The 22,853-nt window shown below is 37.5% G+C and carries 14 protein-coding genes and 4 pseudogenes; 6 read left to right on the top strand and 12 right to left on the bottom strand.

What is annotated here, in order from left to right; translation table 11 throughout:
* Both CXY28_RS04795 and CXY28_RS04790 read right to left on the bottom strand, forming a co-directional pair.
* Window positions 1-767, bottom strand: a pseudogene (locus tag CXY28_RS04795) (site-specific DNA-methyltransferase).
* Window positions 760-1,623, bottom strand: a complete 864-nt coding sequence (locus tag CXY28_RS04790) for a DNA-methyltransferase (protein ID WP_100979699.1) — start codon at window positions 1,621-1,623, stop codon at window positions 760-762. Before CXY28_RS04790 ends, CXY28_RS04795 begins: the two are co-directional and overlap by 8 nt.
* 247 nt (window positions 1,624-1,870) lie before the next feature.
* On the opposite strand from CXY28_RS04790, the pseudogene CXY28_RS08955 reads away from it, so the two are divergent.
* Window positions 1,871-4,334 (top strand): annotated as a pseudogene (locus CXY28_RS08955) (site-specific DNA-methyltransferase).
* A 9-nt stretch (window positions 4,335-4,343) separates the two neighbouring features.
* Window positions 4,344-7,253, top strand: coding sequence for a DEAD/DEAH box helicase family protein (locus CXY28_RS04775; RefSeq protein ID WP_100979697.1), 2,910 nt, complete (start codon window positions 4,344-4,346; stop codon window positions 7,251-7,253).
* Between the two features lie 50 nt (window positions 7,254-7,303).
* Here CXY28_RS04775 and mreC read toward each other — a convergent pair whose 3' ends face one another.
* Genes mreC through fabZ form a run of 5 tightly spaced genes read right to left on the bottom strand, consistent with a single transcriptional unit; the run spans window position 7,304 to window position 11,782 of the window.
* Window positions 7,304-8,050, bottom strand: a complete 747-nt coding sequence (gene mreC / locus CXY28_RS04770) for a rod shape-determining protein MreC (protein ID WP_100979696.1) — start codon at window positions 8,048-8,050, stop codon at window positions 7,304-7,306.
* A 3-nt stretch (window positions 8,051-8,053) separates the two neighbouring features.
* The gene (locus CXY28_RS04765; protein ID WP_000577744.1) at window positions 8,054-9,097 is read right to left on the bottom strand and encodes a rod shape-determining protein; all 1,044 of its coding nucleotides are present in this window, start codon (window positions 9,095-9,097) and stop codon (window positions 8,054-8,056) included.
* 42 nt (window positions 9,098-9,139) lie between these two features.
* Window positions 9,140-10,486, bottom strand: coding sequence for an ATP-dependent protease ATP-binding subunit ClpX (clpX, locus tag CXY28_RS04760; RefSeq protein ID WP_050825361.1), 1,347 nt, complete (start codon window positions 10,484-10,486; stop codon window positions 9,140-9,142).
* A gap of 1 nt (window position 10,487) precedes the next feature.
* Window positions 10,488-11,300 (bottom strand): acyl-ACP--UDP-N-acetylglucosamine O-acyltransferase, encoded by an 813-nt coding sequence (gene lpxA, locus CXY28_RS04755; RefSeq protein WP_000034142.1) that lies wholly within the window; start codon window positions 11,298-11,300, stop codon window positions 10,488-10,490.
* A 2-nt stretch (window positions 11,301-11,302) separates the two neighbouring features.
* The gene (fabZ, locus tag CXY28_RS04750; RefSeq protein WP_015643707.1) at window positions 11,303-11,782 is read right to left on the bottom strand and encodes a 3-hydroxyacyl-ACP dehydratase FabZ; all 480 of its coding nucleotides are present in this window, start codon (window positions 11,780-11,782) and stop codon (window positions 11,303-11,305) included.
* Window positions 11,783-11,829: 47 nt separating this feature from the next.
* On the opposite strand from fabZ, the pseudogene CXY28_RS08950 reads away from it, so the two are divergent.
* Window positions 11,830-12,018, top strand: a pseudogene (locus CXY28_RS08950) (flavoprotein oxidoreductase).
* Here the strand turns inward: CXY28_RS08950 and fliW are convergent.
* Entirely contained in the window at window positions 11,976-12,365 is a 390-nt protein-coding gene (fliW, locus tag CXY28_RS04745; RefSeq protein ID WP_100979740.1) for a flagellar assembly protein FliW, read from the bottom strand. The pseudogene CXY28_RS08950 and the gene fliW sit on opposite strands and share 43 nt — an antisense overlap.
* Window positions 12,366-12,765: 400 nt before the next feature.
* On the opposite strand from fliW, the gene CXY28_RS04740 reads away from it, so the two are divergent.
* From CXY28_RS04740 to CXY28_RS04730, 3 genes are read left to right on the top strand one after another with little or no spacing between them, the layout of a single operon-like run.
* Window positions 12,766-13,428, top strand: coding sequence for an outer membrane protein assembly factor BamD (locus CXY28_RS04740; RefSeq protein WP_001237300.1), 663 nt, complete (start codon window positions 12,766-12,768; stop codon window positions 13,426-13,428).
* Between the two features lie 42 nt (window positions 13,429-13,470).
* Window positions 13,471-15,948: an endopeptidase La gene (gene lon, locus CXY28_RS04735; RefSeq protein ID WP_050825359.1), complete on the top strand. Its 2,478-nt coding sequence runs from the start codon at window positions 13,471-13,473 to the stop codon at window positions 15,946-15,948.
* Window positions 15,949-15,956: 8 nt separating this feature from the next.
* Window positions 15,957-16,784, top strand: a complete 828-nt coding sequence (locus tag CXY28_RS04730) for a prephenate dehydrogenase (protein WP_100979694.1) — start codon at window positions 15,957-15,959, stop codon at window positions 16,782-16,784.
* Window positions 16,785-17,063: 279 nt separating this feature from the next.
* On the opposite strand, the gene CXY28_RS04720 is transcribed toward CXY28_RS04730, so the two are convergent.
* The 4 genes and pseudogenes from CXY28_RS04720 to CXY28_RS09025 form a co-directional block, all read right to left on the bottom strand.
* On the bottom strand, window positions 17,064-17,927 hold the full coding sequence (locus tag CXY28_RS04720) for a DNA/RNA non-specific endonuclease (RefSeq protein ID WP_198542613.1): 864 nt from the start codon (window positions 17,925-17,927) through the stop codon (window positions 17,064-17,066).
* 279 nt (window positions 17,928-18,206) lie between these two features.
* Window positions 18,207-20,153 carry a site-specific DNA-methyltransferase gene (locus CXY28_RS04715; RefSeq protein ID WP_100979692.1) on the bottom strand — a complete coding sequence of 649 codons (1,947 nt, stop codon included), beginning with the start codon at window positions 20,151-20,153 and terminating at the stop codon, window positions 18,207-18,209.
* The gene (locus tag CXY28_RS04710) at window positions 20,147-22,678 is read right to left on the bottom strand and encodes a DEAD/DEAH box helicase family protein (protein WP_232779985.1); all 2,532 of its coding nucleotides are present in this window, start codon (window positions 22,676-22,678) and stop codon (window positions 20,147-20,149) included. Before CXY28_RS04710 ends, CXY28_RS04715 begins: the two co-directional genes overlap by 7 nt.
* Window positions 22,629-22,733, bottom strand: a pseudogene (locus CXY28_RS09025) (type III restriction endonuclease subunit R); the annotation flags it as partial. The gene CXY28_RS04710 and the pseudogene CXY28_RS09025, both read right to left, overlap by 50 nt.
* Between the last annotated feature and the right edge of the window lie 120 nt (window positions 22,734-22,853).

The following is a 22,853-nucleotide window of genomic DNA, read 5'->3' as shown; positions in this document are numbered from 1 at the left end:
TTAATTATACTTAAACATTTCCAAACTCTCATGCACATATTCAGCATGGCTCTCACACCCTATAAAATTACGCCCCAAACTTTTAGCTACTAAGCTAGTCATGCCACTGCCGCTAAATAAATCTAAAATCAAATCGTTTTTATGAGAGCTAGCCTTTATCATGCGTTCAATGAGCGCTTTAGGTTTAATGCTAGGGTGTTTGGGCTTAAGGATTTTACCCTTCTCTTTTTCAACATGCCTTTGTGAAGTGATTTCCCACACATCAAGGCATAATTTGCCCTTAGGGTTAGGGAACCAGCGTTTGTTATTTTTTAAAATCCCCTTACTTTGAGCATGTTTGATGCGTTCGGTGGATTCATAAGCGATGCGAACCTCATCGGCATTAAAAGTGTAGTTTTTCTTGTGCATGCTATAAAATAAAATGCTTTCTTGCGCATGGTTATAACGCTTTTTGGCGTTGGCAAACCCATCTTTTTAACCCAAGTGATAAAATTTAAAAAATGCGCTTTTTTTTGGTGCAAATACGCTAAAAATAAAGCACAATTAAATGGGGTATTAAAGATATAAAAACTCCCTGTGTCTTTAAGTTTGGGCAGCATTTTATCAATCCAAGCGTAAGAAAATGTTAAAAACTCTTCATCATTTTTAAAACTATCCCATGAAGCAATTTTAAGATTGTAGGGGGGATCAATAATGGCTAAATCAACGCTTTTATCTTCTAATTTGTCTAAAAATGTGAAAACATCTTCTATATAAATCTTATTCAAAATCAAACAAGTTTCCTAGTTTTTGCTCAATCAAGGGCTTATAATTTTCATAGAGTTCATAACCTATAAAATTTCTTTTTAAAAGTTTTGCTTCCCTTAAGGTTGTCCCGCTCCCGCTAAATGGATCTAGCACCACATCGCCCACGCAACTATACAACCTAATCAAACGCATTGCTAATTCAGCCGGCATCAAAGCCGCATGCTTGCCAAAAGCAATATCGTTTTTATTAGGGATTGGGATTTCCCAAATTTGTTTGGTAAATTCCACCCATTCCTCTTGAGTCAATTGGCTTTGTTCTTTTTGCTCTTTTGTGGGTTGTTTGGGCTTGCCGTCTTTGACAAACACGCTGATAAATTCTATAGTATTTTGCGCATAAAAATTTCTAGGATAAGGGTAGCTCCCAAACATCAATCTTTTAGTAGGATTTGCGCGTTTCCAAATATAGACATCTAGTAAGAACATTTTAGGCTTGTTTTCTAGCGTGTTGTTTAAATCATGCAAAATGGAGTGTTGAATATCAGCATGCAAATCAAAGATATGGCGGTTATAGTGCGTGTTTAAAACTTTTTTAAGCATGGGCATTAAAGGCACATTAATGCATAGCTTACCGTTTGGTTTTAACGCTCTATAGCACTCAAGCCAAACTTTTAAAAGACCTAAAAGATAATCTTCATATTTTTCTAACGCCCCCAAATCTTCAACATGTTGGGCTGAATGCTGTAAATCTTGTGTGCCATTTTTTGCGTAATCTTTAATGTTGAAATAAGGCGGGCTTGTGATGATCAAATCCACGCTATTATCTGGCACTTCATTCATGTTGGTGCTGCTGTGATAAAACACTTTATTGATATTCAATCTTATTTTTACCTTTTATTAAACTTCAATGGGTTTTGCATGAAAGAATTTTACAATGAAATAGGGGTATTTTAAAAAATGAGTCAGTCAAGGCAATCTAAATTTTCAATGAGTCAAACTCCTTAACGCTCTCGCTTAAAAGGTAATCGTCTTCTAGTAAAAAAATCTTTTTTTGCATGGAGGTATTGTAGCGCTTAATGGGCGGGCTTTGTTATAATACTTTTCATGTTTTTTAAGGAGCGTGATAATGAAAACGAACGAAGCGCAATTTTATGAAGTTTTAGAAAACCTTTTCATAGGCGTTAAGATTGAAGACCAGCCAGAAAGCCTTTTAAATCCTAACGCTAAAGCAATCAAAAGCGGCATGATCAACCTCATGAAGGCTAAAAGCCAGTATTATCAAAGCAAAAAACAAGAATTAGAAAAATTCATTGATTTGAAATGCCAAAACAACAACGATCTCAAAGAAGAATTGTTTGACAAACTCTATAGCTTTTTCAAGCGTTATTTGAGCGCTAATGGAGGGATTTATTTCAATGACACGCCCCTTTATGACAGCCTTTATGCCAAAAGCGATTATGAAAAATGCTCCCTTAAAAAAGACACCGCCTTATTTTATAAAACCAAAGATCTCTATTACGTGAAAAGCGAAACGATTTATAAGGATTTTTGCTTTGAATTAGAGGGTATTCTTTTTAATTTTGATACTTCTTTACTGGAGAGCAAAAAGTATAATGAAAAAGTGGATTTAGTCTTTACTTTAAAAGATACAGACACAAAAACCAACACCCTAAATTTTAGCGTTACTCTTAGCAGCAAGGGGAGTCAAACTAAAGTGAATGAAATCCTCAAAAAATGTTTCAATCAAGGCGTCAAACTTGATGAAGAAGCGTTAAAAAAAGCGTTTGTGAAATTCAAAAAGCAAGGCAGTATGGATTATTTTATTCATAAAAACGCGCTAGGGTTTTTAAAAGAGCAGTTGGATTTGTATCTGTTTGAATACCTTTTTAAAGAAATGACTGCATTTGATTTAAAACGCCTTAATGAAATCAATACCATTAAAGAAGTGGCTTTAGAAGTGATTTCATTAGTGAGCGAGTTTGAAAACGAACTTTGTAAGATTTGGAATAAACCCCGCTTTGTATTGAACTCGCATTTCATCGTGAGCTTAGACAAACTCAAAGCCAAAAACTACGATTTGGATAAAATCACAAACCACCCAAACTACCATAAACAAGTTAAAGAATGGCAAGACTTGAATTTAAAAATTACAGACAATCTTTTAGAAAACGAGTTCTTACCCCTAGACACTATCTATTTTAAAGATTTAGAAGAAGAGGTTAAAAGCTTATTCAGTGAAAATGAAATCAACGGCACGCTCATTAAAAGCGAAAACTACCAAGCCCTAAACTCCCTTAAAAACCGCTATAAAGAAGCCATTAATTGCATTTATATTGATCCGCCTTATAACACGCAAAACAATGAATTTGTTTATGCGGATAATTTCAAGCGCTCCAGTTGGCTCGCTATGATGGAAAACCGCTTGGAGCTTGCACATTCCTTATTGAATGATAAAGGCGTGATGTTTGTGAGCATTGATGATAACGAACAGGCTTATTGCAAAGCTTTAATGGACGAAGTGTTTAATGGGGGGGGGGGGTGATAACTTTGTGGCTGATTTCATTAGAAAAACTAAAAGCACGACTAATGACGCTAAAACGGGTGTCAATTACCAACATGAATTTTTACTCTGTTATGCGAAAAATAAAGAATTTGTCAATCTCTTGGGGGGAGAAAAGAATTTAGAAAATTACAAAAACCCCGATAACGACCCTAATGGAGCATGGATTAATGATAACCCTAGTGCAAAAAGTGGGAATATGAAAACGGGGTATTTTGGAGTTACTAACCCTTACACGAATAAAGTGGATTATCCCCCTGTGGGTATGTTTTGGCGTTTTTCGCAAAATACGATACAAAAACACATTGATGAAGGGCGGATTTGCTTTAAAAAAGAGCATAAGGATTATGAAAGAGGCTTTATTTACAAACGCTATTTAAAGGATTTAAAAACCACAAAAAAGACTTTTGATAGTTTGATATTTAGCGATAATTGTTATATGAACCAAGCGGCGACTAAAGAATTGATTTCTTTAGGGTTTGCTGAAATATTTAAAAACGCTAAACCTGAAAGTTTAATCGCTACAATTTTAGAACACGCTACAAAAGAAAACGATCTCGTGTGTGATTTTTTCGCCGGAAGCGGGACGACTTGTGCGGTGGCGCACAAGCTTAAGAGAAAGTATATCGGTATTGAAATGGGGGAGCATTTTGAGCGCGTGATTTTGCCTCGCCTTAAAAAGGTCATCGGCGGTTTTAAAAGCGGTGCGGCTAAAGAGTTTAATGGAGGTGGGGTGGTGAAAGTTTATGCGTTAGAAAGCTATGAAGAGATTTTAAGAAAAATCAAGTATGAAGACAACGACAAACCCTTAGCTTATGACGAACAATACAGCGATTTAGTGGAATGCAAAAACGAATCTTACACGCTCAATGTAGAAGCGTTAGAAAAAATGGGCGTGGATATTAAAGAGACTTTAGAAAATTTATGGGGGGTTGGAGTGGAGTTTTTTAATGAAAAGGTGGTGAAATTTAAAGGGAATGATAAAGAAGTAGAAATTTTAAAAGCCTTAAAAGAAGCGCTCATTTGGTAAGGAAAAATAATGGCAAAGAAAAAAGATTTAACCACCGATAACGAAATTTTTGTCGCTCAAAAACTCGCTGAAGACGAATTGAACACTAATGAGATTAACGAGCCATTAGAAAGGCTAGACTTTAAAAGCTTTGATAATAATAAGGAGCTTTTAGATTACCAACAGCAAGCTTTGATCAACGCTTTTAGAATGCTTGTTACTTATTTTAGAGATTTCAAAGAAAATAAAAAAGAATTTTACGCGTTTTATCAAAAGCATTATTCATTCGCCAATTGCGATTTCGCTAAAAAGAAACTCAATCCTTTGTTAAAGAGCCATTTTAAGGTGGAAAATCATTGCATGCGTTTTGAAAATTTTATCAACCGCTTAGCCTTTTACATGGCCACAGGGAGCGGTAAAACGATTGTCATTATCAAACTGGTAGAGCTTTTAAGCGTGGCTATAAGAATGGGTTTAATCCCTAAGAAAAATATCATGTTTTTTAGCGCGAACGAGCATTTGATCAAGCAATTTGAAAAAGAAATTGAAAAATACAACCGCAATAAGGACTATTCCAAACAAATTGATTTCAAAAGCCTTAAAGATGTTACTAATAAGGATTTTTACCATGCTCCAAAAGGTTCTTTCATAGAAAAAATCACCCTTTTTTATTACCGCGCGGATTTAATGAATGATGAAGAAAGCAAGGAAAACCTTTTAAATTATAAGGATTATTGGGATAATGGGGAAAATTATGTGATTTTAGATGAAGCGCATAAGGGGAACAAGACTGAAAGCAAAAGGCAAGCGATTTTTAGTCTGTTGTCTTTAAAAGGGTTTTTATTCAATTTCAGCGCCACTTTCACCGAAGAAAGCGATCTCATCACTTCGGTGTATAATTTAAGCGTGGGCGAGTGGGTGAAGCTTGGCTATGGTAAAGAGTCTGTTTTATTGAAGAAAAACAATTTAAGCGCTTTTAAGGAATTAAAAGATTTAAACGATAGGGAAAAAGAGATCGCTCTTTTAAAAGCGTTATTGCTTTTGGGCATGCAAAAACGCTATAAAACAGAAGGCTATTTTTACGACCCTTTAATGCTCGTGTTCACGCATTCTGTGAATGTTAAAAACAGCGATGCGGAAATCTTTTTTAAAACTTTAGCGCGCGTGATTGAAAATGACGATGAGAGCGATTTTTTAAAAGCTAAAGAAGATTTATTAGAGGAATTAATGAAGCCGGAATTTCTTTTTAGCGACAGCAAAGATAAAGACTATAAAATTCAGGTTTTTAAAGAGGGTTTAAAGAGCATGGATTTTAAAGGCTTAAAAGAAGAAGTTTTTTATGCTAATAACGGGCATATTGAAGTCATTATTAACCCCAAAAACAACCAAGAAATCGCTTTCAAGCTCAACACAAGCGATAAAGTCTTTTGCTTGATTAAAATAGGCGATATTACCGAATGGATTTATGAAAAAATAAAGAGCGTGAAGGTGGTGAGCAAGAATTTAAGCTTTAAAGAAGAGAGCTATTTCAGCCAGATTGATAAGAGCAGTATCAATATCTTAGTGGGGTCTCGCACTTTTGACACCGGGTGGGATAGCACAAGGCCTAGCGTGATTTTATTTTTAAATATAGGGCTTGATGATGACGCTAAAAAGCTGGTGAAACAATCTTTTGGCAGGGGCGTAAGGATTGAAAGCGTCAAAAACCAACGCCAAAGGTTAGCGTATTTAGACATAGATGAAGCCGTTAAAAAAGACTTGAAACCAAACGCTGCAATGTTGGAAACGCTTTTTGTGATACCCACCAACCATGCAAGCCTTGAAGCGATTTTAAAGTTCCAAAAAGAGAGCGAAAATAGGGGCGAGAATAGAGGTTCTTGGCGTGAAATCAAATTAGAAAAAACGCCCATAGAGCATGCCTTATTCGTGCCTTGCTACCGAAAAGAACAAACCAACGCTCTTAAAATTTCTCCAAGCGCTTCGTTTAAAATGAGCGAAAAAAATTTTAAGGATTTAAAAGAGTGTTTTCATTTAATGAGTGAAAAGCATTTTATTTTAAAGCATGAAATTTATGACCCTAAAGATTACACGCTGTTAAAAGAAATGATACAAACAGCGCATTTTAAAAAGGTATCAACTTGGCATTATAAAGATTTAGATTACATGATTTCTGAAATTAAAGGCAAGCTATACCCTAATCAAAAAGTGCCTAAAGACGAGTTTAACGCCCTAGATGATGAGAAAATCGTGCATTTTAAAAGGGTTAAAGTTAAGGCGGATAAAAAAGAAGCATTAATGAAAGCCATCCAAGAAGTGAAAGAGTATGCGCCTTTGGATAAAGAAACTTTAAGAACAAAAATCGCGCAAGGCGAGATCGATCCTTATGATACAGAAAAACACAAACAAGACAGAACATTCAAAGTTGATGAAGCAGAGCTGTTAAAACTCAAAGAGCATTACTACACCCCTTTAATTAAAGCCAAAAACTGCGATTGGCTTAAGCATGTGGTTAAAGTAAAGAGCGAGAGCGATTTTTTAGAAGAGTTGTTAAAGATTACAGAAACGCTGCAAGAAAACTATGATTTTTGGGCGTTCAGCAAGATTGATGAGCATTTAGACAATTTGTTTATTCCCTATATAGACAACGGCGCTACAGAAAGGAAATTTTTCCCTGATTTTATCTTTTGGTTGCAAAAGAGCGGCACGCAGATCATTTGTTTCATTGACCCTAAAGGGAGCAAACACACTGATTACGAGCATAAGGCAGATGCGTATAAACTTTTTAAAGATAAAATTTTTAACCCTAAAGACGATCCAAATTTCAAAATCAAAGTGGTTTTAAAATTTTATGGAAATAAGGATGGTGTGGGGGAGCGTTATAGAGATGATTGGATTAAAGAAGGGGAATTAAAAGATTTTTTTCTAAAACAATTAGCCTAATTTTATTGAAAGGGGTTAAAAATGCGCTTGAATTAGCCTTGAATAGAGCGCTAGTTTTTCACATCGCTTAAAAACACATGCCTTAAAAGTTTGGCTTCGCTTAAAAAAGCGTTTTTCAACACCGCGCTTTTATAAGTGTAATGATCTTCAACGCTTGAAACTTCGCCCACAAACACCCCCGCTCCAAAAATCCCATCCAGCCCGCTCGTTAGCACTTGATCGCCTATATTGATTTCAGCGCTTGGGACAATGAAATCCACGACTAATTCTTGCCTAAAATTAGATCCTATAAAGCCTAACACTTGATTTTTGCCTACCATCACGCTATAAGCGCACCGCTTGTGAGCGTTCAAAAACCCATTCAAGCGCCCTTTTTCTAACACCGCAATGCCTATGGCTTGATTGTGAGAGACAAGGCCATAAATCTTGTTTTCTTCTAAATTCACAATAGGGTTGAGAGAAACGCTGTGCGTGTCTTCTAAACTGATAAATGAAGTCATAAAAGTAGGGGTATAAGTCATTTTTGGATTTTCTAAAGGATAAATACTATTCAAACGCTCTTTCAAATCAGCGTTTTCTAGCTTTAAAGCTTCTAAAATCAAGCGTTCTTTTTGAAATTCCTTAATGTTTTGGGCTTGAAAAAAATACGCTTGAATGTTGTCTAATAAGCTGTTTTTAGCGCTCATCAAGGCGTTTTTAATCCGGTCGCTGATATAAGAAGAACTGCCTTTAATGTCTAAAAAATAAAAAATAAGAAAAATCCCTAAAAGCCAAAGGAATTTAAAATAAAAGCGCATGCATTATTCACTAAAACCCACACGGCTGAGTAAATCCAAATCTTGTATGGCTTCCCCTGTGCCTTTGGCTACCGCCAATAAAGGCTCATCGCCCACATATACAGGGAGTTTAACCATATCGCTTAAATACTTGTCTAAGCCCTTAATCAAAGCCCCACCGCCGGTAAGCACCACGCCATTTTGCACAATGTCTTTCGCTAAATCCGGCTTCACTTCTTCAAGCACGCTCCTTAAAGCGCTAGAGATTTCCCTCACCTGATCTTTAATGGCTTCAAACACATCATCAGAGCTCAATTCAATCGTGTGCAACAGCCCGCTCACTTGATCCCTCCCTGACACTTCCATGGTAAGAGGCGGATCCAATTTGATCGCGCAACCGATTTCAATTTTAATCTCTTCGCCGGTGCGCTCCCCTATCAATAAGTTGAACTTCTTGCGGATGTATTCCACGATGCTTTGATCCAATTTATCCCCAGCCACTCTAATGCTTTTAGAAATGACTAACCCCCCAAGGCTGATCACGCCAATTTCAGTCGTGCCGCCACCAATATCCACAATCAAACTCCCTTGTGGCTCTTTCACCGGCAAGCCTGCCCCGATCGCGGCTGCCATAGGCTCTTCAATCAAAAAGACTTCTCTAGCCCCAGCGCTTAGAGCGCTCTCTTTAACCGCATTCCTTTCTACGCTTGTCAGCCCATAAGGCACGCACACCATGATGCGCGGGCGGATCCAAGTTTTTCGTTTGTGCGCTTTTTCAATAAAGTAGCGGATCATTTTAGCGGTAATGTCATAATCGGCAATCACGCCATCTTTCATGGGGCGAATCGCTCTGATGCTGTTAGGGGTTTTGCCTAGCATTTCCTTAGCCTCGCTCCCCACTGCCAAAATATCATAAGCTTTAGAATCAAACAACCCCATGCGCACCGCCACAATAGAAGGCTCATTGATAATAATGCCCTGCCCTTTGACCAACACGATCGTGTTAGCCGTGCCTAAATCTATGGCAATATCATGCGAAAACAAACCGATCAATTTGCTAAAAATCATGCCTTTTCTAATCCTTTATTGTTAAATTTATAAGCGTGTCCCTTAAGGAAGAATTTTAGAATGCGTTTTAGCAATGATCAAAGGTTCAGCCTGTTTTAAAACACAATCTTTAGTGATACGCACTTCCGATCCCTTAAGCTTGGGTAAATCAAACATAATATCCAAACAAAAATCTTCAATGATCGCCCTTAAGCCCCTAGCCCCGGTTTTTCTTTCTAATGCGAGTTTAGCGATTTCTTTAATGGCTTCTTCTTCAAAGATCAAATCCACCTCATCCATTTTGAAAAGCTGCTGGTATTGCTTGATGAGAGCGTTTTTAGGTTTTTGTAAAATATCCACCATCGCTTCCAAACTGATGCTATCTAGCGTGCTTAAAACCGGCAAACGGCCGATAAGCTCAGGGATAAGCCCATAAGTAACCAAGTCATGGGTTTGGACTAAATGCAAGATCGCTTCTTGCTCTTTTTTGCTCATTTTTTCTTGAGTGAAACCCAACACATTCTGCGTGGTGCGTTTTTTAATGATTTCAGCTAGCCCGTCAAACGCTCCGGCGCAAATGAATAAAATATCGCTCGTGTCAATTTGAATGAAATTGCCCTCAGGGTGCTTTCTGCCGCCTTTGGGGGGGATATTCACTAAAGAGCCTTCAACGATTTTCAACAACGCTTGCTGAACGCCCTCGCCAGAAACGTCTCTAGTGATGGAGCGGTTTTCTGACAAACGGCTGATTTTATCAATCTCGTCAATAAACACAATGCCTTTTTGGGCTTTTTGGACATTCCAATCGCTCGCTTGCAGCAATCTTGTGAGGATATTTTCCACATCTTCGCCCACATAACCCGCCTCAGTCAAGCTAGTCGCATCGCTAATGGCGATAGGAATATCCAAATGCTTGGCGAGAGTTTGCGCCATTAAAGTCTTGCCTGATCCTGTAGGGCCGATCAATAAAATATTAGACTTGCTCAACTCCACTTCTTCTAAATGCTCTAACTCCACATTGCTGTCTTGGTTGTCTTGTTTCTTGAGTTTTTCTTTAAAAGACAAGCGCTTGTAATGGTTATACACGGCTACGGAAAAAACCTTTTTGGCCTGCTCTTGGCCTATCACATAATTGTCTAAAACCGCCTTAAGCTCTTTAGGGGCTGGAATGCGAGAGAGCAAAAACTCTTCTTCATAGGCGCTAGATTCCATTTTTCTCAATCGGTCTCTTTTGAGCGCTAATAAAGAATCCATTCTGTCGTATTTGTGCAATTCCCCATGCATCACATCTATACAATATTCGCACACGCACACATCTTTATTCAGGTTGCTCGCAAAAATAATGCGGCGTTTTTTGGGATCTCTGGATTCTGGTTTTTTGCAAAAACTGCAATAAAGCGTTTCGTTCATGTTATTCCTCTTGTTTTTCTTCGCTAGAATATTCGCTTGACTTATACGCCACGCCCCTAGAACTCTCTAAAATAAAAGAGCAAATCTCTTTTACAAAAGGGTTATTGGCATGCTCTTCTAATTCTAATTTAGCACTCTCTCTTAAAGAGGGGATAGGGCGAAACAACCTTTTATAAAGAGCATAAATAAAATCAATATCCTTACTCTCTAGTAATTGGCGCATCCGGTGGCGGTTTAACCCCCTAATAAAAGCGCGATTGCCCTCTACGGTGCAATAAGGCGGCACGTCTTTGCCTAAAGCGCTCTTACCGGCTATCATGCAGCCTTTAGCGATACGCACAAACTGATGGATTGCACTAAGACCGCCAATATTGACATAATCGCCTATTTCAATATGCCCTGCTAAAGTTACGCCATTAGCCAAAATACAATGGCTGCCAATCACGCAATCATGAGCGACATGCACATAAGCCATGAGCAGGTTTTTATCCCCAATAAGGGTTTTTTTAATCCCCCCTTCAGTGCCGGGATTTATCATGCAAAATTCACGAATAAGGTTGTCTTCTCCAACAATCAGTTCGCTGTATTCGCCCTTGTATTTTAAATCTTGAGGCTGTGTGCCTAGCACGGCAAAAGGGAAAATTTCGGTGTTTTTCCCGATGAAAGTATGCCCTTGTAAGGTTACATTGTTATGGAGTTTTACGCCTTCATCTAGTTTGACGCCATCTCCAATCACGCAAAATTCCCCAATCTCTACGCCCTTATTAATCTCTGCTTTAGGAGAGATGATGGCTGTTTTTGCAATCTTACTCATTTTTATTCTCTCTCTGCGATCATGGCTTTTAATTCGGCTTCAGCGACCACTTTGCCATCCACTTGAGCCGTGCCGCCCACTTGCCAGATCATGCCCTTATGCTTTAAGACTTCTAAATGGTATTCTAATCTGTCGCCTGGGGTTACGGGAATGCGGAATTTAACCTTATCAATCGTCATGAAATACACGATTTTTGTTTTGGCTATTTCAGGGTCAAACCCCCACATGCTAGTGAAGGCTAAAAACCCTCCGCTTTGCGCCATGCCCTCTACGATCAAAACGCCCGGGAAAATGGGCTTATTAGGGAAATGCCCGTTAAACACGTCTTCATTAAAAGTGATATTCTTATAAGCGACAATTTTTTGATTGGCTTGTAACTCTATAATTCTATCCACTAAGAGCATGGGATAGCGGTGAGGTAAAATCTGTAAGATATGCTCTATAAAAAATTGAGATTGTAAGTTTTGATGGCTTTGTTCCATAAAATAAACTCCTTGTTTTGGATTCAATTAAAGCGCTATTTTTAGCGTTGGTTATTCTAAAAAATAACCGCTATTATACCATAAGAAAACCGCTCGCTTGTATTTGCAAAAACACCGATGCATTGCGCCATTAAGTTTAAAGAAACGCTTTATTCAAACACCGCTCATGCATCACTCATGCACCGCTCATGCATCATTCATGCGTGTGGCTTAGAATATTCTCTCTTAAATGGTAGTGTGGGTATTTGTTAGAATCCAAAACCACTTGCCCCATGAACTGCTTGTCCAAATTGAAAATTAAAGGGGCTAAATAATTCACGGTGGAAAGCTCAATGGGGGTTTGAACGACCATGATATTAGCGACCAGAACGCTCTTTGCTCCCTCTAATTCTAAAAGGATTTTTAAGGGAGTAGGCACTTCAAATTCGTATTTTCTTAAAGCAAAGGGATTAACCAGCGTGAAAGACACGACAGAATTGTCTTCTGCGCTATTCAAACGCAAAAAGATTTCATCAACCTTTTGCAAACGTATTTTATGAATGGTTTCAAACCCTAATATAGGCGCTTTCACATCAAAAATCATAGGCGATTGCATTCCCTTTAAAAAAGCACAAAATCTTCTCCTTAAAGAATAAAAGACCGCCTTAAAACCAGCGCTCAATGATTTCTAAACTAAACTCTGTATTATATCAAACAATTTTGGTAAAATCAATTTTTGCTAGTTTTGGGTATAATCCCAATAATTTAATCATGATGGAAGTTTAACGGAACAATTATAAAAAATAATAAGGCGTAAGAAATGAGCAAGATAAAACCACAAATCAAGAAAAATAATTCCGGCAAATCTCATTACAGCACTGGGTGGAATGTTTTTGGTGCGGTTAGGCTTGATTTGGAGAAATGGTGCTGACATTATTCGGTGGGAATAAGAAAGATAAGAAAAAATGAGTTATTCAAAAATTTAATTTTATAAGACAGGTGGCATGCGTTTAAAACATTTTAAAACTTTCCTTTTTATCGCAATGGCGATTATTGTGATAGGCACCGGTTGCGCGAACAAAAAGAAAAAAAAAGATGAATACAACAAACCGGCGATTTTTTGGTATCAAGGGATTTTAAGAGAAATCCTTTTTGCTAATTTAGAAACAGCGGACAATTATTATTCTTCTTTACAGAGCGAACACATCAATTCCCCCCTTGTCCCAGAGGCGATGCTGGCTTTAGGGCAAGCGCACATGAAAAAGAAAGAGTATGTTTTAGCGTCTTTTTACTTTGATGAATACATCAAGCGCTTTGGGACTAAGGACAATGTGGATTATTTGACCTTTTTGAAACTGCAATCGCATTATTACGCTTTCAAAAACCATTCTAAAGACCAGGAATTTATTTCTAATTCTATTGTGAGTTTAGGCGAATTTATAGAAAAATACCCTAACAGCCGTTACCGCCCTTATGTAGAATACATGCAAATCAAATTCATTTTAGGGCAAAATGAGCTCAATCGCGCGATCGCGAATGTTTATAAAAAACGCCACAAGCCCGAGGGCGTGAAACGCTATTTAGAAAGGATAGATGAGACTTTAGAAAAAGAGACTAAACCCAAACCATCGCACATGCCTTGGTATGTGTTAATTTTTGATTGGTAGGATATTTCAAAACCATACAAATTTATAACAGAGAGATGAAAAATGACTGAAGATTTTCCTAAAATTCTGCCTTTATTGGTAGAAGAAGACACCTTTTTATACCCCTTTATGATAGCCCCTATTTTTTTGCAAAATAACGCGAGCATTAAGGCGGTGGCTTACGCTAAAAACAACAAATCATTGGTCTTTATTGCATGCCAAAAAGACAAATTGAACGATAATGAAGCCCCTTATTATGATGTGGGGGTGATAGGCTCGGTGATGCGTGAAGCCAACATGCCTAATGGGCGCGTGAAATTGCTCTTTAATGGCATCGCTAAGGGGCGTATTTTAGAGCCTGCCAAAGAAAACGAGCAAGGCTTTTTAGAAGCTCAAATAAGCCCTATTGAATATTTAGAATACGATAAAGAAAACATTCAAGCGATCGTGGAAGTGTTAAAAGAAAAGGTGATCACTCTAGCCAATGTCAGCTCACTCTTCCCCCCGGATTTGATCAAGGCTTTAGAAGACAATGACGATCCTAACCGCATCGCTGATTTAATCGCAGCGGCCTTGCATTTGAAAAAAGATCAAGCGTATTCTCTTTTTGCCAACAACAACACCGAACAGCGCTTGTTGGATTTGATTGATATTGTGATAGAAGAGACTAAAACCCAAAAACTCCAAAAAGAAATCAAATCCAAAGTCCATCAAAAAATGGAGCAAACCAATAAGGAATATTTCTTAAAAGAGCAGCTCAAACAAATCCAAAAAGAACTTGGCACAGACAAACAGCGAGATGAAGATTTAAACCAATACTACCAAAAACTAGAAAGCATCAAGCCTTTTTTAAAAGAAGAAGCGTTTAAGGAAATCAAAAAGCAAATTGACCGATTAAGCCGAACCCATGCGGATAGTTCAGATAGCGCGACTTTACAAAATTACATTGAAACCATGTTAGATGTGCCTTTTGGGCAATATGAAAAAAAAGCGCTTGACATTAAGCATGTCAAAGAGCAACTAGATAACGATCATTATTCCTTAAAAAGGCCTAAAGAGCGTATTGTAGAATACTTTGCCACCATGCAGCTTTTAGAAATGCGCCACAAGAAAAAACCAGAAAAAAAAGACAAAGCTAAAGGCACGATTTTATGCTTTTATGGGCCTCCTGGCGTGGGTAAAACGAGCCTAGCTAATTCCATCGCTAAAGCGATAGAACGCCCTTTAGTTCGGATCGCTTTAGGGGGATTAGAAGATGTGAATGAATTAAGAGGGCACAGACGCACTTACATAGGCTCCATGCCCGGGCGTATTGTCCAAGGGCTTATTGAAGCTAAAAAGATGAATCCGGTCATGGTTTTAGATGAAATTGATAAGGTGGATAGGAGCGTTAGGGGCGATCCAGCGAGTGCTTTATTAGAAATTTTAGACCCTGAGCAAAATATCGCTTTTAGGGATCATTACGCGAATTTCAGCATTGATTTGTCGCAAGTGATTTTTATCGCTACCGCTAATAATATTGACAGAATCCCGGCTCCTTTAAGAGACAGAATGGAATTTATCAGCGTGTCCAGCTACACGCCTAGCGAAAAAGAAGAGATCGCTAAAAACTACCTCATCCCCCAAGAATTAGAAAAGCACGCCTTAAAGCCTAGCGAAGTGGATATTAGCCATGAGTGTTTGAAACTCATTATTGAAAAATACACCAGAGAGGCGGGCGTTAGGGATTTACGAAGACAAATCGCAACGATTATGCGTAAAGTGGCTTTAAAATACCTAGAAGATAACCCGCACAAAAAAGGGCGGACCAAAAAAAGCGAGGATAAAAAAGGCGAAAATCAAAAAGGCGAGAGTAAAGATTTCTGCGTCTCTATCACGCCTGATAACCTTAAAGAGTATTTAGAACGCATGGTGTTTGAAATTGACCCCATAGATGAAGAAAATAAAATCGGTATCGTCAATGGTTTGGCATGGACTCCAGTGGGCGGTGATGTGCTTAAAATTGAAGCGGTTAAGATCAGGGGCAAGGGGGAATTGAAACTCACCGGGAGCTTAGGCGATGTGATGAAAGAATCCGCCATTATTGCCTTTTCTGTTGTCAAAGTCTTATTGGATAACGAAACCTTAAAAGCGCCTAAAATCCCTAGCGAAACCGATGCAGAGAATAAGAAAAAGAAAAAAGCGCTGAAAGTTTATAACGCTTATGATTTGCACTTGCATGTCCCTGAGGGGGCTACGCCTAAAGACGGTCCGAGCGCTGGGATCGCTATGGCGAGCGTGATGGCGAGCATTTTGTGCGACAGGGCTATAAGAAGCGAAGTGGCAATGACGGGCGAATTGACTTTGAGCGGGGAAGTTTTACCCATAGGAGGGTTGAAAGAAAAATTGATCGCCGCTTTTAAAGCCGGCATTAAAACCGCTCTCATCCCTGTCAAAAATTACGAAAGGGATTTAGACGAGATCCCTGCTGAAGTGCGAGAGAATTTAAACATCGTTGCGGTGAAAAACATCGCTGAAGTGTTAGAAAAAACCTTACTTTAGAAGTTGGCATGAAAGCAAGCATTATTGGTTTAGGGCTTATGGGGGGCAGTTTAGGGCTAGCCTTACAAGAATGGGGGCGTTTTAAAAGCGTTATAGGCTATGATCACAACGCTTTGCATGCTAAATTGGCTTTGACTTTGGGGCTTGTAGATGAGTGCGTGGAATTTGAAAAGATTTTAGAATGCGATGTGATCTTTTTAGCCATTCCGGTTGAGGGCATCATTGGGTGTTTGAAAAAAATGACCTCTATCAAAAAAAGTGCAACGATTATTGATTTAGGGGGGGCAAAAGCTAAAATCATTCACAATATCCCTAAAAGCATCCGTCAAAATTTCATCGCCGCGCACCCCATGTGCGGGACAGAGTTTTATGGCCCTAAAGCGAGCGTTAAGGGGTTGTATGAAAACGCCCTTGTGATATTGTGCGATTTAGAAGATTCAGGGACCAAGCAAGTAGAGCTCGCTAAAGAAATCTTTTTAGGCATTAAAGCGCGCTTGATTAAAATGAAATCTAGCGAGCATGACACCCATGTGGCTTATATCAGCCATTTACCCCATGTTTTGAGCTACGCTCTAGCCAATAGCGTTTTAAAGCAAAACGACCCAGAGATGATTCTATCCTTAGCGGGTGGGGGTTTTAGGGACATGAGCCGTTTGTCTAAAAGCTCGCCTTTAATGTGGAAAGATATTTTCAAACAAAACCGAGACAATGTCTTAGAAGCGATTGAAAAATGCGAAAAAGAAATCGCGCAAGCTAAGGCTTGGATAGAAAATAACGATTATGAAAGCCTTGCAGAATGGATGGCGCAAGCGAACAAGCTCCAGGAGTTCATGTAAAATAATTTAAAATTTTGTATATTGTTGTTTTTAGGGGTGCATGGATAGATAGCATGGATTGATCCAGCAAACCAGCAAGCAACTACAAGAAATTATCTTAAACCTAGATTTATTGTTGTGTTTGCCATAATTGTAATAATCATTTCATCTCATTCTTCCAACGCCTATAAAACCCTTATCGCTTCCAACAAAAAAACCAATTTTAGCCATTTAGGGATTTGATTTCTCAAACCTTTTTATCCACAATACCGGTGTTTTACGGGCATTTTAAGGGCGGTTTCAATACTTCTTAGCGTTGTTAAGATACTTAGGCAATTCGTTCAACTCAGTGTTTTTATTGTTCTTAAAAACCACTTGCTTTTCAACCCGCTCATATTCTTTACAATCTCTTCTCATTTCTTGTAAGGGATAGTTTTGGTTGTCATTAGGGATGTAAAAGCATTCGCTTTTAGCGTTTTCATAGCTGTCCGTTAGGCTTGTATCATAGTGGTACCAAAATCCGCTAGGGATAGCGATATTTTTAGAGCTAAAAGTCCTATAACCTTGTTTGATGATGGTGAGTTCTTCGACTAAAACTTGATGGTATTTCTTGGCCAAATTACGGCCCTCTTTTTCCACCAACAAAACAGAATGCCTATTGGTGTTTTTGGCTTCAGGGGTGATATTAGTCATTCTGTAAGTCTCTCTTAAAGGGTTAGAGGCAAAATCAAAAGAAGCGTCATTCGCCACAAAATGCCCCCTATCAAAACCGCTTCTGGTGTAATCTTGTGTCGTGGCTTGTTGGTATTTGGCTAATCGTGTGTCCGTTTTAAACTCATAGCGTTTTTCAATATTATTTTTATCCACTAAATCCCCAAACAACACGCTCACGCCATAAATAGGGTTTTTTAACTCGCTAGAATAACACACCGAATAAAAGTTATTTTTCAAGACTTTACAATCAATGCCAGTGAGCATGCCCTTAGCGTTATAAGCGGTATTGCGATTTTTAGTGGGGTTAGCGCTATTGGCTTGATTCTTGATTTCATTAAGCTTTTTAGCGGTGTAGCTGTTAATAGCCTTAGTGAAATTATCCAGCATGTCCGCTTGGAGCCAACTCATAGCGATCAGGCTAAAACAGATCCAGTTTTTAAAGGTTTTCATGTTTTGCTCCTTGTTGATTGGCTTGAATACTACAACAATATTTTTAATCGTTTGTTTTTAATGATCTTTTTTATTTTATAGCGAGTTTATAGCGAGCGGATGCTTACTGCTAGCGGATTAGTTATCCTTATGTCAAACAAAGCTAAAAATTTTTTAGCCCAAGTGTTTTAAATTCCTCTAGCTTTTAAACCACATTGTTTATTCTATATTGTTTATTTTTACCCACTAAATAGGCGTAGCGTTTTGATGCGTTAAGTGGTTCGCATTGAACGATCAAACTTAAGAATAAAAAATTTCATTGTATTTTTTAGTGCTATCATCTATCTCCCATGCGTCTTCGTCAATATCACCCAAGTTCAAATAGTCTTCATTAGAGTCTAAAAGTTGGCAACAAATCCTTTTTTGCTCGTTTAAATCTAAATTGTGGAACTCTTCGCTATGGATTTCATCAATCTTACAATCGGCGCGTTTTAAAAAACGCTCGCTAAGAGCGTTAAAGATTTTTAGGCATTCGCTCTTACTTTTAGCGTTAAGGATTTGTCTTTTAATTTCTAAATTCACTTCTTTCAATTCAGCATAGACAAAACTCCCGCCCCCTTTAAAACCGCATTTTTTAGAAATGCCCCCTTGCTCGCCCTCTATGACTTTTTTTAACCTTTCTTTAGTGATCGTTTCTATATAGTCCATTTGCTCGATTCCAATGTAGCGGCGTTTCATTTTGTGCGCCACTGCGCAAGTCGTCCCGCTCCCGGCAAAAAAATCTAACACGAGATCGTTTTCTTTTGTGGAAATTTCTAAAATTCTTGAAATTAGGGCTTCGGGTTTTTTACCGGCTCTAAAACTAGCATCTCCCTCTAAGCGACAATTACCAAAACTTCCCGACAAATCAATAAAATTTTCTATCGGCTTATATTTTATAGATTTTCCTTCTTTCATTTCTTTTAATCGCACTAGAGGTATCCCTGAGTAAAATTTTCCTTGCTTAGCTCCTATTTTTTTTGGTCCAGTAAAAAACCGATAACCTAGCCCATCTTCTCCAATACCATGCACTTTATATAATACTTTTAACCCATCCTCTTCAACTCGTGAAGATAGATATTCATCAAAAAATTTACCAGAAGCATTGCCGGTTAGCACCGTTCCGCTTGCCCAAGTTTCTTTTAATAAATTTTCATTGGGTAATTCTTTAGTTATTTGATAATTTTGTTCTGTAAAAATTTCTACTATTCTTCCTTTTAACTCAATTGTTTTAATGGGTGTTTTTGTGTCTATTTTCCAAACAAAGTTTTCAATAGAATAATTTTCTTTATCTTTATTTGGAATAAAATTAGTATTCTTTTTGTAGCAAAATATTTGTTCTATCAGTTTTTGATAATTATTTTTTTCTGCAAGTGTTTTATCACCATATCGCACTTGAATAAAATAATTGACTTCAAAATTCTCTCTCCCAAAAATCTCATCCATTAACACTTTTAAGTAAGCCTGTTCGTTGTCATCGCATTGCACAAAAATCACGCCATCATCGCTTAAAAATTCCCTAGCCGCTTCAAGCCTGTTTTTCATAAACACTAGCCAAGAGCTGTGGTTGAAATTATCGTTGTAATTAAAGCTGTCATTACCGGTATTATAAGGGGGGTCAATGTAGATGCATTTCACTTGTTTAGCGAATTTCTTTTTTAAAGAATGAAGAGCGATCAAGTTATTCCCTTTGATAAGGTAGTTTGTGCTTTTATCTTTTAAAGCGCTTTCTAAATCGCCTTCTCCATGCATTTCAAAATTACACAACGCTTTTTGTTTAAAAAGCGTGTCAATTTCTTTTTTATGCAGTATCTCATGGTAAAAACACTCGTTAGTTTTGGCACTGTTATCTTTAGCGCTGCCCAGTAAAACATTGTCTTTAAAAGGGAAATTCAAAACGACTAGTTCGCTGGATTTGATAGGACGATCTTTAGGATGCCCTTGTGAATATAAGCCTATTTTATTTTCAAATCGTGTGAAAGAGTTTTCTATTTCTTTGGTTAAACATTCTAATAACGCTTCTTGATTGAATACAAGCGAATTGGCGATCGTTTTAAAAAAAGCGTTTTTGTAGTCGTTAGCGTTTTTGTTTTCAAGCATGAAGGTTAAAAGCTTTTCATCAGCTGTTAGGATTAAAGTTTCTAAGCGTTCTTTAGTGAAATGATTAATTAAAATATCTACTAGGGTTTTGAGTGGGTTTTTTAACATTTGTGGTCCTCAAAAATTTGATCGAAAGCTTCAACAAATTCTGCGTTTAGCCTTCTGTTGTTGTTTGTGAAAGTGAAAAACGGCAAGCCTTTTAAATGGAGTTTTTTGTTATGGCTTTTAAGTGCAGCGTTTTCTAGCGTTTCTAAAAATTCTTTTTTCCAAGCGTTAGAAGGCTCTAAATGTTCGCCTTTAGCTTCCATATAACAAGTGAAGCCTAAAAATTCATCGCTATGCGTTTGGGCAAAAAGGATAAAATCCGGCTCAAAACCTTGTGCGTAATAGGGGCTGTTTTCTATATTGCAAAAAACTTTTAATTCAGCGAAATGATCGTTCCTTAAAACGCACCATTCTTTGAATTTCTTGTCTAAAACCTCTTTATTTTTATTGATAAAATCTAAAAAATCCCTTTCTAAATCGCTGTCTAGTTTTCGCATGTCCTTAAAAAGCAGCCATTCATAAGAGGGAATGTCTTTTTCCCATTCGCTAGCGCTAAGGCTTTTATTATGCGTTTCAAATTCTTTCAATTCTAACGCGCTCACCTCGTATTTATCTTGCTCTTTTAAAAGCGTGTCTTTTAAGTTTCCAATGATATAAACAGCGAGTTTTAAAAGGATTTCGTTGTTATCAAACTTTTGGCTTTTATGGAAGTTTGTTTTTAATAAAGAAACATACCGCTCTATAAATTCCACTTTATTGTTAAAGGCATGTTTTTTAAAGGCTTTTTTAAGCGTTTTGAAATCCAGGTTTTTTAAATTAAGGGCTTTTAGAAAATAGTTTATAGGGATTTCACCTAAGGTATGGGGTATATAATAAGTTCTATCGCCTTTATTTTCTTCTTTAAAATCCACTTTCTTTTCACGCACATCAAAAGCAAATAAGGGGACATGCAAACTTTTGAGTGTGGCTTCAACAGGGTCTGTATAGTCTTTATTGAATAGGTTTTTATTTTTGTCTTTTGTGTTGCTCGCATAGTAGCATTTGAAATGCTTGGTGGGTGTTAAAGGGATGGTCTGTTTTTCATTTACAAATCCTAATCCTAAATCTTGTAACTCGTTGTTTAATTTAGCGATAAACTCGCTGTCATAAACGGCATGGTAGTCTAACCTTTCTAGCGTGCTTAAGGGGTTGGAAAAATCAAACTTGCGTTGGTAAAACTCTATTTGGCTTGGTTTTAAATCGTTATAGCTAAAGGGGTAGTATCTCGCTCCTCGCCCTATGAGCTGGGCGTCTTTAATGGTGTCTTTTTGGCTCGCTTTATTTTTAAGCCTGACAATGTCAAACAAATTCAACACATCCCAACCTTCATTGAGCTTATCCACGCTAAAAACCACTCTTTTAGGGTTGTCTCTGTCTTCTAGGGAGTTCAATAAAAGCATGCCCTTTTCTAATTCTTTTTCGTTATTGGTGTTAATCTGGGTGCTTTTTTTGAATTTCGTTTGCAAGAATGCGGTAAGGTTAGGGGTGTAATGTTGCTTGTCAAAAAAGTTTTTAGCGTCTTTAAAAAAAGCGTTGCGGCTGTAATTGAAAAAATTTTCTAAATCTAAGGGGCTTAAATTTTCTAAAAAGGCGTTGAAGCGCTCTTGATTTTTTTTGCTGTCTTCAATCCTCTCGCTTTTAAACAAAATGCATGGTTTAAAGTTTTCAATATTATGGTGTTGGGCTAATAATTCTTTATACAAACTTGAAACGCATGCCCCTAAAAAGCGCGTTTCTAATGCTTTATTTTCATAAGAAAGGGAGTAGATGTTTTTGCAAAATTTATCCTCGCTAAATTCTTTTAAGGTGTAAGTTGCCACCTTTAAGTTTTTATATTTTTCTTCAACGCTTTTTTCTTTAGGGATAGTGGCGCTAAATTCCAGCAATAAGTTGTCTTTATTTTGTTCTAGGGCTAATTTCACCACGCTTTCCCAGTTGCGTTTTTCACTAGCCTCACTATCATTTAATTTCTTTTTAGTCTCTGTATTTAAATGGTGCGCTTCATCCGCTAAAAAAACCAATTTTTGATCTTTTAAATCCTCTAGGGTGATAGCGTTTTCTTTAGCTTTAGTGAATAAGGAAAACAAGCCTTGAATGGTGCTGAAATAAATGTTGATAGCGTTGCTGTGGCTCTCGTTTAAATTATTGATACTTTTAATTTCTGTGTTTTTGTCATTGATATTGATATTTTCACTAAAAAGGTATTTTGATGAGGCGCTGTCTGTAAAATTCAGTTTCGTTTTTTCTAAAATGCTGGTGCTATTCACAAAAAAGATAAAGTTTTGATAGCCTTGCTTGCAGCATTCTAAAATCAAACCCGCCATCACTAAGGTTTTACCGCTACCGGTGGCCATTTCAAACATGAAATGCTTTTGAGTTGGGTTGGATTGTCGTTTTTCTAAATAATGGTGTATCGCTTTTTTTTGGTAATCTCTAAGCTCTTTCTTTAAATTACTGGTGATGTGGGTGGGTAGATCTATTTCTTTATTATTGGGCGCGTTATTTAACGCATGATTTTTTATCGCTGATTGGGGGGGGGGGGGGGTAATTTTGTGAAAATAATTTTCTCATGAATCCGGTGAGTGAAAAAGGGGGAAATTTATGAGTAAAATTTGTGAATTAAAATTAAAAGGGGAACGAGAACAAAAAATAAAAAATAAAACAAAGTTAAAGTTTGAATTTAAAATAGAAAAAAAATTTAAAAATCATAAATAATCATTAGTT

The sequence above is a fragment of the Helicobacter pylori genome (assembly GCF_002832345.1).
In the GTDB taxonomy this organism is placed as follows: Bacteria; Campylobacterota; Campylobacteria; order Campylobacterales; family Helicobacteraceae; genus Helicobacter; species Helicobacter pylori_CP.
This window is presented reverse-complemented; position numbering and strand designations above follow the sequence as displayed.

Excerpts from the sequence above, each read along its gene's own strand:
- CXY28_RS04775 (WP_100979697.1), top strand. The coding sequence starts at position 4,344 with ATGGCAAAGAAAAAAGATTTAACCACCGATAACGAAATTTTTGTCGCT.
- mreC (WP_100979696.1), bottom strand. The coding sequence starts at position 8,050 with ATGCGCTTTTATTTTAAATTCCTTTGGCTTTTAGGGATTTTTCTTATT.
- CXY28_RS04765 (WP_000577744.1), bottom strand. The coding sequence starts at position 9,097 with ATGATTTTTAGCAAATTGATCGGTTTGTTTTCGCATGATATTGCCATA.
- clpX (WP_050825361.1), bottom strand. The coding sequence starts at position 10,486 with ATGAACGAAACGCTTTATTGCAGTTTTTGCAAAAAACCAGAATCCAGA.
- lpxA (WP_000034142.1), bottom strand. The coding sequence starts at position 11,300 with ATGAGTAAGATTGCAAAAACAGCCATCATCTCTCCTAAAGCAGAGATT.
- fabZ (WP_015643707.1), bottom strand. The coding sequence starts at position 11,782 with ATGGAACAAAGCCATCAAAACTTACAATCTCAATTTTTTATAGAGCAT.
- fliW (WP_100979740.1), bottom strand. The coding sequence starts at position 12,365 with ATGATTTTTGATGTGAAAGCGCCTATATTAGGGTTTGAAACCATTCAT.
- CXY28_RS04740 (WP_001237300.1), top strand. The coding sequence starts at position 12,766 with ATGCGTTTAAAACATTTTAAAACTTTCCTTTTTATCGCAATGGCGATT.
- lon (WP_050825359.1), top strand. The coding sequence starts at position 13,471 with ATGACTGAAGATTTTCCTAAAATTCTGCCTTTATTGGTAGAAGAAGAC.
- CXY28_RS04730 (WP_100979694.1), top strand. The coding sequence starts at position 15,957 with ATGAAAGCAAGCATTATTGGTTTAGGGCTTATGGGGGGCAGTTTAGGG.
- CXY28_RS04720 (WP_198542613.1), bottom strand. The coding sequence starts at position 17,927 with ATGAAAACCTTTAAAAACTGGATCTGTTTTAGCCTGATCGCTATGAGT.
- CXY28_RS04715 (WP_100979692.1), bottom strand. The coding sequence starts at position 20,153 with ATGTTAAAAAACCCACTCAAAACCCTAGTAGATATTTTAATTAATCAT.